Source organism: Cellvibrio sp. ATLC23 (genome assembly GCF_057196725.1).
The window spans coordinates 137,445-152,085 of the sequence record NZ_JBXUOS010000004.1 but is presented as its reverse complement, the minus strand read 5'-3'; the positions used below and the strand labels follow the sequence as shown (position 1 = coordinate 152,085).

At 47.8% G+C, this 14,641-nt stretch carries 12 protein-coding genes; 4 read left to right on the top strand and 8 right to left on the bottom strand.

All coding sequences use genetic code 11. From position 1 onward, the window contains the following. Positions 1-136: 136 nt before the first annotated feature. The 7 genes from AC2CG4_RS08380 to AC2CG4_RS08350 form a co-directional block, all read right to left on the bottom strand. Positions 137-3,628: a HEAT repeat domain-containing protein gene (locus AC2CG4_RS08380; protein WP_484485824.1), complete on the bottom strand. Its 3,492-nt coding sequence runs from the start codon at positions 3,626-3,628 to the stop codon at positions 137-139. Between the two features lie 213 nt (positions 3,629-3,841). Continuing rightward, positions 3,842-5,194 (bottom strand): multicopper oxidase family protein, encoded by a 1,353-nt coding sequence (locus AC2CG4_RS08375; protein ID WP_484485823.1) that lies wholly within the window; start codon positions 5,192-5,194, stop codon positions 3,842-3,844. Further along, on the bottom strand, positions 5,187-6,662 hold the full coding sequence (locus AC2CG4_RS08370; RefSeq protein WP_484485822.1) for a TolC family protein: 1,476 nt from the start codon (positions 6,660-6,662) through the stop codon (positions 5,187-5,189). Before AC2CG4_RS08370 ends, AC2CG4_RS08375 begins: the two co-directional genes overlap by 8 nt. 131 nt (positions 6,663-6,793) lie before the next feature. After that, positions 6,794-7,186, bottom strand: a complete 393-nt coding sequence (locus AC2CG4_RS08365; protein WP_484485821.1) for a hypothetical protein — start codon at positions 7,184-7,186, stop codon at positions 6,794-6,796. A gap of 10 nt (positions 7,187-7,196) precedes the next feature. Further along, positions 7,197-7,655, bottom strand: coding sequence for a Cu(I)-responsive transcriptional regulator (gene cueR / locus AC2CG4_RS08360; protein WP_484485820.1), 459 nt, complete (start codon positions 7,653-7,655; stop codon positions 7,197-7,199). A gap of 2 nt (positions 7,656-7,657) precedes the next feature. Next, positions 7,658-9,913 carry a heavy metal translocating P-type ATPase gene (locus tag AC2CG4_RS08355; protein WP_484485819.1) on the bottom strand — a complete coding sequence of 752 codons (2,256 nt, stop codon included), beginning with the start codon at positions 9,911-9,913 and terminating at the stop codon, positions 7,658-7,660. Positions 9,914-9,924: 11 nt separating this feature from the next. Continuing rightward, positions 9,925-10,134 (bottom strand): heavy-metal-associated domain-containing protein, encoded by a 210-nt coding sequence (locus AC2CG4_RS08350; protein ID WP_484485818.1) that lies wholly within the window; start codon positions 10,132-10,134, stop codon positions 9,925-9,927. Positions 10,135-10,288: 154 nt separating this feature from the next. Here AC2CG4_RS08350 and AC2CG4_RS08345 point away from each other — a divergent pair, with 154 nt between their 5' ends. From AC2CG4_RS08345 to AC2CG4_RS08330, 4 genes are all read left to right on the top strand, one after another. Next, positions 10,289-11,269, top strand: a complete 981-nt coding sequence (locus tag AC2CG4_RS08345) for an HPP family protein (RefSeq protein ID WP_484485817.1) — start codon at positions 10,289-10,291, stop codon at positions 11,267-11,269. A 148-nt stretch (positions 11,270-11,417) separates the two neighbouring features. After that, the gene (locus AC2CG4_RS08340; RefSeq protein ID WP_484485816.1) at positions 11,418-12,224 is read left to right on the top strand and encodes a peptidylprolyl isomerase; all 807 of its coding nucleotides are present in this window, start codon (positions 11,418-11,420) and stop codon (positions 12,222-12,224) included. A gap of 24 nt (positions 12,225-12,248) precedes the next feature. Further along, positions 12,249-12,614, top strand: a complete 366-nt coding sequence (locus AC2CG4_RS08335; protein ID WP_484485815.1) for a hypothetical protein — start codon at positions 12,249-12,251, stop codon at positions 12,612-12,614. A 216-nt stretch (positions 12,615-12,830) separates the two neighbouring features. After that, a complete protein-coding gene (locus AC2CG4_RS08330) occupies positions 12,831-13,826 on the top strand; it encodes a right-handed parallel beta-helix repeat-containing protein (RefSeq protein ID WP_484485814.1) in 996 nt (331 codons plus the stop codon). 98 nt (positions 13,827-13,924) lie between these two features. On the opposite strand, the gene AC2CG4_RS08325 is transcribed toward AC2CG4_RS08330, so the two are convergent. After that, positions 13,925-14,614, bottom strand: coding sequence for a response regulator (locus AC2CG4_RS08325; RefSeq protein WP_484485813.1), 690 nt, complete (start codon positions 14,612-14,614; stop codon positions 13,925-13,927). Positions 14,615-14,641: the final 27 nt, after the last annotated feature.

The window sequence follows — 14,641 nt, the reverse complement described above, 5'->3', positions numbered from 1 at the left end:
CATATTTGGATTCGATGCTTCGCGATTAATTGGTGACGTCACCTCGCTTAATTGCAGCCAGTGTTGAACTAGCATATCGCGAGCAAATAGATAACCGACTCTCTCGGCCTGCACGCGATATTATCTTGATAGAAAGTCAATGCCCCTCATGCTCTTCTTTGGTAAGCGTTGCTAAATACGCGACCAAATCACGCAGCTCCGCTTTGGTTAAACCCAAGCCCATCGGAGGCATGGGTGAGATGCCGCCGAATTCAAGTTTTTCAATTTCAGAGCGCGGAATTGTTTTTGCAGTGTTATTAGTAGTGATGGTGACATCTGTTTTTGTTTCTGCATCAAATGCCCCCTCTATGCGCTCACCGGTTTTTAATACTGCAGTGACGCGACCAAAGCCAGGGGCAATACGTGCAGCCGGTGCCACCAGAGCTTCTAACATTTGCTCAGGTGTGATGCGAGTGGCGATAGTGGTGAGATCCGGCCCGACTTTATTGCCGCGTGTGCCGACCATATGACAGCGAACACATTGCGTTGTATTGCTGTAGCGGAATAGGGCAACACCGGCTTTGGGGTCGCCACCGTAAATCGATTCACGATATACATCGAGTGGATTATTTTTATCTTTACCGCTCTCATAGTTTGCGAGCAGTTGCTTAAATTCCGGCGTGGCAATTTTTTCAACGGCGGTAATTAATTCCAATTGCACTTCCGGGGCAATTTTTCCTGCAATTAATAATGCCATTTGCTCGCTGAATACTTTTTCAGCTTCCGGTGCTTTTACATTGGCGAGCGACAGCAGTGCCGCTTGCTGCTCACCGGTAGTGCCATTTTTGAGCAGAATGCTGTGCATTTCTACTACTTGCGCGACCGGCAAGTTTAACTCTGGCACTAGCGCCAGGGCCGCCATACGCACAGATTGATTTCTATCGTTGAGCGCGACAAACACCAAATCACCCATATTTTTGGGATTAAACTTATTAAGGGTGTGGAGTACCGCAATACGCACCGCAGCAGAGGCGTCTTTGCTTAGCATGCTCACTAATTTATCGTTAGCCGCGGTGATATTTAATTCGCCCAACGCATTTACTGTGGCTGTGCGAACCTCCTTTTCCTCATCATTGAGTAATTGTTTGTAACCACCTGAAAACGCGGCGATAGACTCAGCTTGCGGGTGTGCAACCTGACCGCGGTACATGCCTGTTACTCGGTCATAATTGGATGGCTCAGCCCAAACAGCGACCGCTTCAATGGCCTCTGCACGCAATGTGCCCGAAATGGGTTTTTGCTGCGCAAATTGAATTAAACGTTTGGCATTCGCCGCACTGTTATCGTCGGCGTACACATTGGCGTTGATGGCACGGCGCAACAAAGGTTCATTGGTAAAGCGAGGTTGCTCAATCAATTTGGCAAGCGCGGGCAAAGCATCCTTCACTAGCGCATCGTCGTTAATGGCACGGGCGGCGTTGGTGACAACAAATTCACTTTTATCCTGCAAAAATAACGCGAGGGCAGGGCTTTCCAATTGTTTTAACGCAACTACTGCAGCAATGCGTACCGCTTCAGATGGATGTGTTGCAAGATTACCCAGTGCATCCTGATTGCCAATACGTGCAAGCGCAATCGCACCGGCATGACGTAAATAGACATCTTGCTCATTATTTTTTTCGAGCATATTCACCAGAGGTGTTATGGCAGATTCTGCACCAATGCGGCCTAATGCCTGCGCCGCATAAAGTTGTACGCGCGGATTACTATCGACAAGCAATGGCAGCAATTTTTCGGTGGCTTCTTTAGCATTGGCGTCACCTAAAACTTTTGCCGCCTGCGCGCGGATTTCATCATCGGCGTCTTGCAGTAAATTTATTAAGATCACATAGATGTCAGGATTTTTGCGCAAGATTTGCCCCAAACCCCAGATCGCGTGAATACGTGCGAATTGATTGCCGGATGAGATGGCCGCATTTTGCAGCGGTTCCAGTTGTTGATTGGCGACCAACGCAAATTGCGCTTTTTGGCGCACACGCATATCGGCATGGCTTAGTAATGTGATTAACTTTTCCGTAGTTCCCTGACGCAAATCCATGGCGAGTAGTGTTTTGGTTTCGCTGCGGATCGCGTTGCCTGCTGTGTCTGGTGTATCCAATTTCCACACGCGGCCTTTTTGTTTTAAACCCCAGCCTTCAATCCAGTCACTCATGTAGAGCGCGCCGTCTGGGCCAAAATCCAAACCAGTTGCTAATACGCCACGAAATACATTTTTATCGCTCGCCAATTCAAAGCTTGCGCCTTTGGGTTTTAGCGTAAAAGCGTTGACGCCTGCGCGCGTGGCCGAGCCGACAAATTCCACTACAAAAAAGTGATCTAACCATTGCTCATTAAATGCAGTGCCGGGGTTGTAAGTCATGCCCGCCGGACCTGCGTGATAGGGTGCCACGGGCGGCAATACATGGGCAGCCTGACCTTTAAATTGCGGTTTGTAATATTCCTCATCCATCCAGACTTTGTAGTTATTATTTTTGGGGTCTTTGTATTTTCCCAACTGCCAATTGATTCGCCAGCCGGTGTCGGAACCTTCAATTAAATGCACCACGCGCTCGTATTCGCCAACGTGATCGCCGTCGTTATCCACACTGATAAAATTGCCGTATTTATCAAACGAGAATTCATAAATATTGCGCAGACCTGCAGCAAAGACTTCAAAGTTACTGCCATCGAGTTCACTGCGCACAATCACACCCTGATTGGGGTAGTGCCATTTTTTGCCGGTGCTGTCGGTCACGCTGGTGCCTATATCGCCCATGCTGTAATAAATTTTTCCATCCGGGCCGAGCATAGCGCCTGACATGCCGTGACCACTAAAACCTATATGCACTGCAAAGCCATTGGCGAGCGACGTTTTACTATCTAATACGCCATCGCCATCAGTATCTTTTAAACTCCAGAAATCCGGCGCGACATTAACAAACAATTCATCGCTTTGTTCGCTATAAAACATGCCGCCGATAACATCAGTCACTTCGCTATTAAAATCTTCTACTACGGTTTGCGCAAAATCTGCTTTGCCAGTGCCTTGCGTATCTTCCAGGCGAATTACTTTTTCTTTTACTACCGCGAGATCACGCCAATCGTGACTGCCATCTTTATTTCGGTCGGGGATTCGTTCGTTTTGTGCGCTTTTTTCCGGTGCGAGTTCACTGTGTAAAAATGCGCGGCGATCCTCAACCGATGCAAATGCAACAGAAGGATGCTCCCACTCGGGATAGCCGCGAATATCAAATTCAGAATTGTTGCTGCGCTGGGTGATGCCAGCCCAAATGCGACCTCTGTCATCCACATGGATAGCCACTGTATCGCCCAATAATTTTTCCGAGGCCCATAGTTCACGGGTAAGGCCATCAGCCAACGTCATGGGAACTTGCTGCTCAATTGTCTGTGCCGTTTGTTTGGCCTCATCGGGCGTGATGCGGGTAATACCAAGTGCAACACTGTTTGCTGCAGAACTGGTTTGTGACTGAGCTGCATCTGTTTTAGTCGGCGATTCTTTTGCGCAACCGCTAAACACCAACAGCGAGCCAACAAGTGGTGCAATCAAGCAAGTGGATAATGGGATGCCAAGCGGGCATTGTTTCCGCATAGATAGTTTCATGGTCTACTCACAGCTATTTATGGTTATTGGTCACAGAAGACATGGAGATAATTGAAAGGAATTATAGGTGAGTCAGTGCGCTAATTGACGCCTGTGAACATTAATTAACATTAATCTGACAGAAATAGTGAAATTACAATGCAAACATTGGCGTTGTGAATCGTCACCCCCGCATGCGGGAATGACAATTCTGCGCATTTTTTATATAGGTATTCCCGTGGGCACAGCAGAGACTTTTTTCGCTTGGGTTCCCTCCGGTGCTACATACATATCTGCAACTGCACCCAACTTATCGCGCACGCGCACCATAGAAAACATGCCGCCCATTTCCAATTTGCCATGACGACCTTCGCCCATCATCATCGGCAGGGTGTTTTCCGGGCCGCGCATATGACCCATATCAGTATGCAGTTGATGTTCGGCCATACCGTGCTCACCCATCGCCATATAACCCGGCAATACTTTATTAATTTGGCTTTCCGGTTGTTTTACACCAATCATATTCGGCACACCGTGCCCCATCGCATTCATGGTGTGATGGCTCATATGGCAATGAAATGCCCAATCGCCCGGCACGCCAATAAATTCCAGATCGCGAACCTGACCTACACCAACAATTTCGGTCACCTCTTTGCGCCATTGCGATTGCGGCCAGCGGCCACCGTCGGAGCCGGTCACCTCAAATTGCACTCCATGTAAATGAATCGGATGATTCCACATGGATAAATTGCCCACACGAATACGCACACGCTCGCCAGTTTGCGCCACCATAGATTCAATCGCGGGGAATACTTTGCTATTCATCGTCCACAAATCAAATTCAGTCATTACACTCGGGTCGGGTTTGTAGGTTCCCGGATGAACAGCCCAGTTGTGCAAGAGTACTGCGTAATCGCGATCAACAGTGGGCGTAGTAGGCTCTTTCGGATGAATAATAAACATGCCCATCATACCCATCGCCATTTGCACCATTTCATCGGCATGCGGGTGATACATGTGAGTGCCGTGTTGAATGAGCGTAAATTCATACACAAAAGTTTCACCAGGTTGGATGGGTTCTTGCGTTAAACCACTAATGCCATCCATACCCCAAGGCAATAAAAACCCATGCCAATGAATGCTGGTGTGCTCGGGTAATTTATTGGTGACATAAATACGCACGCGATCTCCCTCAACCGCTTCAATTGTCGGACCGGGGGTGGTGCCGTTGTAACCCCAGGCTTTTATTTTCGTTCCCGGTGCAAATTCGTGTTCGATTTCTTCGGCAATTAAATGAAATTCTTTTACGCCTTCATTCATGCGATAGGCCAGGGTGCGGCCATTGGGTGTGATCACCGGGCGATAGCCCTGCGCGCTTATCTCCGGTTTGGTCGTGCTAACGGCAGGAATTTTATTGGTTGATGCTCTGGCCATTTTTTGCGTGACCTGATGCTGCGCGTGATCAACCATGTTGTGCTGTTGATGCATGGAATGATCATGCTGCGCGCGCGATGGAATACTGGCGGCGACTAAACCGGCAGCACTGCCTAATAACAGAGTGCGGCGATTAATCATGATGGTGCTCCTCGTGTTCGCTGGAATTTTTATTTGTGTGTTCACCATGGTTCATTTTGCTGTGATCCATTTTGGTATGATTCATTGTCGAGTGATCCATGCCAGAGTGATTCATTCTAAGTTGCTCGGTCGATTCTTCCTCTACATGCAGAGCATAACCAATCGCCAATTCCAATTGCGTACGTGCACGCCAGTAATTTTCCAGTTCGCGCGTATATTCATGAGCTAACTGAATTTCCTGACGTTTGATGCTGAGCAACTCAAATGGGCTGCCAAGCATAAAATTTACTTCGCGAGTTGAAAGCGTTACACGCTTTTCAGCAACCTGTAAGCTGGTGCGAATTAATGCAAGCTGTTCCTGCGCCGACTGCATTTTATTGAGCGCCAGTGCAATTTCAGTATCCGCATTGATTATCACTTGGTCGAACTGCGCATTGGCTTTAGCTACTTTTGCATCTATCACCGCAAGTTTGCCTTGGTTTCGATTAAAAATCGGCAGCGCAAATTCAATCTCGGGGCCGATATTTTTTGCTCCATCAAACTCTCTTTCGGCATTGATGCCGACACTCATATCGCGCCAACCATGTTCACTACCCAGTAAGGCGCGACGATTCTCAAGTTGTACAAACTGCTGCTTGGCAATTTTCACATCCAAACGGCGATCGCGCGCCTGCGCAAACAAGGTAGTGTGAGAAAATGTTTCGGTAGAAATTATGGGCAACTGATCCGGCAAATGAAGTTTCCACGTTGAATTCAAACCCAACAGATTAAGCAGATCAAAGTATTTTTCTTGCGCGCTTAATTCTCGCTTATTTACTTGTTGCTGCACGCGGCGCAATTCATTGTCGTAATACAAAAAGCTATTTTCCGACATATTTCCAGCGCGGTAGAGGCTAATGGCAAGTTGCTGGCGCGCGAGGGTGGCATCCAGCATTTGCTGCTGTACCTGCAAATGTTGCCGCGCGGCAATCGCTGCGTAATAGCGATCAGCTGTTTGGGCGATCAATTTTTGTAACCGTGCCTGTAACCGCAATTGCACGCTAAGCAGATTATCCTCCGCCAATTGGCGGCGCAGCGGGCGGGTAAATAATTCCAACAGCGGTTGGCTTAAACCCACATCCAATTGCCAGCGCCCTCCGTCTTCTGGTTTCAAGGCACCAATCGATAAATGCGGATTGCTGATTAATTCCGCTTGCAGACGCTGCGCATCGGCAATGCCCAACTGCGCCAGCTCAATGCGCACCTGTGGCGATTGACTGAGCAGAATTTGGATTGCCGAATGCAAATCAATTAGTTTGTTATCTGTGGCTGCAGGCGTTGCTGATAAATCAACACCGGGATGTGTTTGAGTAAGTTGCTGGGTGGCCAATGCAATTGAATTTTGTGACGGCGTAGTGACGCAAGCGCTGAGCAATAGACTTGCGCAAAGCAATAGGCCGCCGCGAAACAGCAGGTTTATGGTATTCATTGTTTAAAATCCTTAACGCTTAACTGCAGGCGGTAGCCGCATAAAACGTTAATTGCAGAAATTTTTAATCTGTGCGATTAACCAAGATTCATTTAACTGAGGAGGTTAAATCACCATTGAGTAGATCAGCGTTAAGCACTCAATCGCGGCGGCCGCTGTGGCATTGCCAACAAGGGTTGATCAGGGGAGAGGGAATTGAATTGCGTGTAAGTAAAAACAAGGTTAATGCTGGGCTGGATAAATTCTCGCAACAATAATGCCGAGTGCCAACTACATGAAAACTGACAGTGCTTACACGATGAAATATCGCTTGTTGAAGCTACTTGCGTATCAGACAGAGGTTGTTGCTTATCGATAGATATATCATGACAAGAAAAGTGAGGCGCAGCTTCGGCGGGTTTATCCAATTGCATTAAACTGGCATCCAGTAGTGCGCAATGCAGCCACTGCCCCGCGATTGCCTGCAGCGGCAGCCACAGGCAAAGAGCGATAACAATGACATGTATGCGTTTACGCGCAATCATAAATGTTCCACTAGTGTTTATTGGCACAGGCTAGCCCATCTAATATCGGACAATCAGGGCGGCTATCGCCGTGACATTGTTCTGCAAGATCGCTTAGCGCCTGACGCATTTGCTGCAGTGATTTTATACGTTCATCCATTTCATTGATATGTTCCAGTGCCAGCTTTTTTACTTCTGCACTACTGCGTTGAGAATCTTGCCAAAGACTGGACAGCATTGCTATTTGTTTCATCGAAAAACCTAAATCACGCCCGCTTTTTATAAAACGCAGCAAATGAATATCGCGTGCTTGGTAAACACGATAATTGGCGTAGGTACGATCTGTCGGCTTCACTAGCCCGAGGCTTTCGTAATAACGAATCATTTTGGCGCTAATGCCGGTAATTTTTGCGGCTTCGCCAATGCTATGCAATCCCTGTGAATGCGCATCTGCTAACTCAAGTGTTGGTTTATGGGGGAATCGAGTCATCGTTATTCCTCTGTAGCGTTTTTCCAGTTGCGTAAGCGCAGCGCATTGGTCACCACAAAGACACTGGAAAGTGCCATAGCGCTAGCGGCCAGTATGGGCGATAGCAGTATTCCAAAAAATGGATACGCAATTCCGGCAGCGAGTGGAATTAATGCGACGTTATAGGCAAATGCCCAAAATAAATTTTGTTTGATATTGCGCATAGTGGCACGCGCTAGCGCAATACTATTGGGTACGCCTTGAATATCACCGCTGACTAATACCAGATCTGCACTTTCAATGGCGATATCAGTCCCGGTGCCAATCGCCAAACCTAAATCGGCTTCGGCGAGGGCGGGCGCGTCGTTAATGCCATCGCCCACATAGGCTATCGCGCCATATTGTTCGCGCAATTTTTTTACCGCTGCAACTTTTTGTTCGGGCAATACTTCGGCAATTACCAGATCAATGCCGAGTTGTTTGGCGATCACTTCTGCTGTGCGCTGGTTATCGCCAGTAATCATAGCGATTTTAAAATCCAATTGATGCAGTGTTTTTAGTGCGGCAACTGTGCCGGGTTTAATGGTGTCAGCCAAGGCCATCACCGCCGCAATACGTTGGTTGATGGCAACATAAATAGGAGTTTTGCCTTCGCTTGCCAATTGCTGCGCTGGTGCGCTGAAGGCATCGAGATTAATGCCGAGTTTGTTAAATAAACGATCCGCACCTATATGGATTTCTTCGCCCGCAACCTTGGCTTTTAATCCATAACCGGTGATGGTTTCAAAGGATTCCAGCGTTCCAAGTGAGATATCTTTAGCGCCAGCGGCTTCTACCAGCGCGTTGGCAATCGGATGCTCCGAATGTTGTTCCGCTGCTGCGGCCAGAGCCAACACAGTATTTTTTTCAAATCCTGCGGCAACAATAAAATCCCTCAGCTTGGGTTTGCCGAGAGTGAGCGTGCCGGTTTTATCAAACGCAATAGTGTTTACTTCGTCAAGCGTTTGCAACGCGGTACCACTGCGAAATAACAAACCTAAACTTGCTGCGCGACCAGTGCCCACCATTATCGATGTCGGCGTCGCTAATCCCATGGCGCAAGGGCAGGCGATAATTAATACGGCAACTGCGTTGACGAGTGCAAAACCCAGTGCCGGCTCGGGGCCAAATATCAGCCAAATTAAAAACGTCAGTGCTGCAATTAACATGACCGCCGGTACAAACCAGCGCGTGATTTTATCGACCAACGCTTGAATAGGTAATTTGGAACCTTGAGCTGTTTCTACAAGGGCGATAATTTGAGCGAGCAGCGTATCCCGCCCGATTTTGGTTACGCGATAGGAAAACGCGCCCGTGGTATTGAGTGTTCCACCGATCACTTCTGCGCCGACAGATTTACTCACCGGGACCGGTTCGCCGGTCATCATGGATTCATCGATAAACGAGCTACCTTCAATTATTTCGCCATCCAATGCAATACGCTCGCCGGGTCGAACCAGCAAATGATCGCCTGGTTGAATTAACGCAAGCGTTACAGTTTCTTGCTGCCCGTCGCGTATGCGAGTGGCTTGCTGGGGCTGAAGTTTCACCAAGCGGGCGATGGCATCGCTGGTGCGACCGCGGGCATTTGCCTCCATCAATCGCCCCAATAAAATCAACGTGACGATTACAGCTGCAGCTTCAAAATAAACATTGATGGTGCCAGCGGGCAAAACACTGGGCATGAAGGTGGCGATTAAAGAGTATCCCCAAGCCGCCAAACTGCCTAAAGCAACCAGTGAATTCATATCTGGCTGCAAGCGCGCCAAGGAAGGCAAACCTTTTTGATAAAAAATCCAACCTGGGCCAAACATGACCAGCGTGGTTAGCGCGGCCTGAATAATCCAATTCCAAGTGCCCAGATTCGCCATTAACCAGTGATGCAGGGCAGGAATTAGATGGCTGCCCATTTCCATCACAAACACGGGCAGGGTGGCGATCAGGCTAAAGAGAAACTTTTTCTTTAGCGCAACTCGTTCCTGATCGCGTCGCGCGGCGCTTTCTGCTTGATCAGCAGACTTGGCTGCGCGCGCTTGATAGCCGGCCTGTTCTACTTGCTGAACTAAATTGGCCAATGGAACCCGGTGTGAAAGCGTTAAATGTGCGCGTTCGGTTGCCAAGTTCACGCTGACACTGCTCACGCCATCAACTTTCGCTAGTGCTCGCTCAACATGAGCGGCACAGGATGCGCAGGTCATTCCCTCAACAGCCAAATCCAGTTCTTGGGGCGCTGTGCTCATCATCTTCTCCTTTAAGAATGGTTTTTCTGAAGTTGAGCTGGATAACCTGCATCATTAAACAGTGAGAGCAATTGCTCACTGGATAACTCAGACACCACCTCCACTTTACGAATTGCCGGAAACGCTTTTATCTGAGCGGCATTATCTACTCCCTTAATTGCGCGAGTGATAGCTGCAGCACAGCCCTGACAAGTCATACTCTGAACAATAAATTGATGCATGATGAGTTCCTACTTTGTTGATGTTTAAGCCAGACTAAGGCTTGCCATCGTGGGAAGGTCAAGCATTTATAGTGGATTATCTCTTAGTTGCATTATTGCGGTCTGTATCATGAGCCACTAGTATTCTGCACTTTCTTGGTGCGAAAGGCTGGTCATGACATTCAAACATCTGCTTCACGAAGTGCGTTTACTATTGGGCATCGAACGCAACACCACTCGCCACGGCGAAAAAATCATCTCTGGCATCGGAGCTTTCCTCGGCATATTGGCGGTTTATTGGGGTACGCGCTGGTGCTTCCCGGATGGCTTTATGCACACCGCTGGCACCTTGATTATGGTGACCTCTATGGGCGCCACCGCAGTCTTATTGTTTGCGGTGCCGCAGGGGGCTTTATCCCAGCCCTGGGCGGTAATTGGCGGGCATCTGTTATCGGCCTTTGTTGGCGTCAGTGTGCAACAGTTATTTCCCGATCAAACCTGGACCCCCGCATTGGCAGTGGGATTGGCGGTTGCGGTAATGCACTATCTGCGCTGTATGCATCCTCCCGGCGGTGCGACAGCATTGGCCGCGGTTATTGGCGGGGCGGAAATCTTCAAACTCGGGTATTTTTATTTGGTCGCGCCCATTTTGGTGAATGTAATTTGCATAACGTTATTGGCGATTACGTTTAATGCGTTTTTTCCTTGGCGCCGTTACCCCGCCCATCTCACGCGCCGCAAACTCGTCAAACCAGCCGCTGCTGCGGAGCGACAGTTCGAATTAACCCAGGAAGATTTTTCAGCAGCGATGGAACAGCTCAACTCCTATGTGGACATCACCGCCGAAAATCTAACCCAACTGTTGGAATTAGCCAAACAGCATGCGGAGAAAAACACGACTCACCCTGAGCAGATTGTCGCCGGTCACTATTACAGCAATGGCAAGTTGGGGAACTTGTGGAGCGTGCGTCAGGTCGTAGACGCCGCCGATAATCGAAATGCCAGTAAAGATCAGGTGATTTATAAAATAGTGGCAGGCGAGGGTGGTTACGCCACCGGCATTTGCTTGCGCACGGAATTCCGCCAATGGGCGCGCTACGAGGTTAAACAACAACCAAATGGTCACTGGAAAAAACTCACTGATGATGAGGATTAATCAGGGTTGAGCTCCCGATATTACAAAATCCAACAAATTTCAGGTGTTTAGCGGGGGTTAGTCAGGCTAAGATGCGGTAACCCTGACTTGGCACGCTACGCTCGGTTGGCAAAAATATTTTAAATATATAACGAGAGGTTTATCGTTCATGCATTTATCCACCCAGTTTTCTTCTACCAAATGGCTTAGACACACTGCATCGGCGATCTGCTTGAGTGCAGGTTTATTGATCACTCAGGCAGCATCTGCAACTACAGTGCAATTCCAAACGCCTCTGGGTGACTTTGAAGTCAACCTGTTTGATAAAACCACCCCAAAAACCGTGGAAAACTTTCTCGCTTATGTGAAGGCTAATGCCTACATGAATACTATTATTCATCGTTCGGTTTCTGGTTTTGTGGTGCAAGGTGGCGGTTTTAAATACGCCGGTGAATTACCATTAGTTGCGATTACCCAAAATGCTAAGGTCACCAACGAACCCGTTTATTCTAACGTCCGTGGCACCATCGCCATGGCCAAGCTGGGCAGCGATGCCAACAGTGCAACCAATCAGTGGTTTTTTAACCTCGTCGACAACTCAGGAAATCTGGATAAACAAAACGGGGGTTTTACCGTATTTGGTCAGGTAACCGGCAATGGCATGGCAATCGTGGATGCAATGGCTGCGCTGAATCGATTCAATATGGGCAGCCCTTTCGACAGCATCCCCCTACGCAATTACACCGCTGCAGACAATACCAACAAAGTTCCCGTCACTGGTGATCACTTTATGCTGATCCAAAATATTGTGGTGCTGAATGCAGATCCGGACACTGCCGCCAATCTTAATCCCACTAAAAACACATTGATTAATGAACCAGAAAAAAAAGATGGCGGTGGTAGTATGGGGCTGATTAGCTTGTTCACGCTTGGCCTGCTTGCGTTAGGGCGCAAAAGTCTATTGAATAGGAAGTAACATTTACTTCCAGAGGGATAGCTTGTGATTACTTATCTGTATTGGGCCGCGGTTATCGGCGTTGCGCTATTTGTATTTTGGGGTGTGGGCCGCTATTTGCGTATTAAAGCCGGTTTAATCGGTGCGGCCATCATCTTAATTATTGGCTGGGGAATGTACTATTTTCATTATGAACAAGTTTTTGTAAAAAACTTTGGTGGCGTAATGTCGATCGCTGTTCCTGAAGGTCAATTGCATATGCAAGCCACTTGGAAAGATGACAATTTGTGGATTGAGAATTACGACCCTAAAACCAATACCTGCATATTCAGTGAATACTCTAAAGGTAATTTATTGGAAGGCAGAGTTAAGATCAAAAATTGCAATCCGCTAATGCCGAAAACAGAATAGCAAACATGCTCAGTTAAAATTGCTACCAACTAACAAAGGGACTTAGGGTCCCTTTGTTGTTTCTGGAATACACACTCTATATGGCGGCGCATTTGGTTAGCACCGAAAATTAGACTTTTTTTCGCTAACGGCGCATTTTTCATTGTTACTGCATGACGAACGACTAGGCTTAACATAAGAGGAACAGAAACTCCTACGTTCGAGAGAGGGCTAACTATGAAAAAGAATCATAGCGCACATGTTGTCTGGACGTTGCTTACAATGCTTCTAGCGAGTGGTGTAAACGCAGCAGAAGCAGTGAAAACAAAAACGTGCGATGCAATTCAAAAATCCATCCAACAATTACCCGCTGAAGGTGGTGAACTAACCCTTCTACCGGGCACTTATACCTGCACCCACCCCATTGTTATCGACAAAAATAATGTCACCCTGCGCGGTACAGGTTCAGCAACACTCTTGCGCCTTGCGGACAATGCCAATGCACCGGTAATTATTATGGGCTTGGCAGAAGGAGTGCCCAGCCGGGCTACACGTCACGTACGAGTGATCGATTTAATGATTGACGGCAATCGCGCCAATCAAGTATCCGAGTGCATGGGCGGCCCCTGTAGCGATGCATTTCCATTGCGCAATAACGGCATTAGTGTTCGTCGCTGTATCGATTGTACGGTACAGTCAGTCACGGTATACGGCGCAATGTCTGGTGGTTTAGTAACTGAATTAGGCTGCCGCCGCTTAATGATTCGCGACTACACCTCTTACGACAATGAGTTTGATGGCCTGGCCGGTTATGAAACTGAAGACAGCACTTTTTCCGGCATACACTTATATGGCAACAAAGCTGCGGGAATTTCAACAGACATCAAGTTTAACAACAATAAATTTTACGATGTCACCATTAGCAACAATAGATCCGTCGGTATTTTTATGCGCGACTCACTGGATAATTCATTTACGAATTTGCACATTCGCGACAGTGTTCAGCACGGTATTTTTCTCGCCCAGGTTAATTCCGACCCGACTACTGCCGCAACTGGCAATACATTTACCAGTGTCGTTATTGCCCGGTCTGGCGGCATGGGCTTTCTGGCGAACGATGCATCCTGCATAAATAACATGATGGTCGGCGCGCAATTTATTGACAACAAACATGGTTGCATTAGTGAGGCCACAGCCGGGCTGATAGAAAACGTCGGTACAATTTGCCGTTGATAAAACGGTTTGAGATTTATACTTATTCAGATGTGTGTGTACAGGATGTACGTTTGGATGGCTCGCGATCTTTTTGATCGCGAGTTTTTTTATTGCAATCAGCCTTCAACATCCGGCAAAAAGCGATAACCAACACCAGGTTCCGTTTCTATATAACGTGGATTAGAGGGGTCATCACCTAATTTTGTACGTAGGCGCGCGATAAAAATGCGCAAGTAATGAGTGTCCTCTACATGAGTACCGCCCCAAATTTCGCGCAATAATTGTTGCTGGGTAACTAAACGGCCAGCGTTATTAATCAGACGTTTTAACAATTCAAATTCTTTGCGGGACAGCTTGGCCACCTCGCCGTCTACCGTGAGTTTTCGCTCTTGGAGATCGATAAGTACGCGCTCATCCTGAAATGTCTGCACGCTCTCAACACTTGGGCCAAATGCTTTAATCAAGCCACGAATACGCGCCAGCAATTCCTGGATCCCAAAAGGTTTAACGACATAATCATTAGCGCCCGAATCCAGAGCCTGTACGATTTCACTTTCGCGATTCCGTACTGATAACACGATGATCGGCTGATGAAAAAAGTCACGCAATTTTTTCAGCACCACCTGTCCATCCAGATCAGGCAACCCCATATCCAGAATAATCAGCTCAGGGGTTTCCTCTGCCGCCAACACTAAACCTTGTCTACCTGTATCCGCCTCCAGAATGGTATAACCTTGCGCAGTTAACCCGATCTGTAAGAAGCGGCGAATTTGCGGTTCATCATCAATAATTAAAATCTTACTCATAGTGACTCCATTTTTGGGAGGAGTATA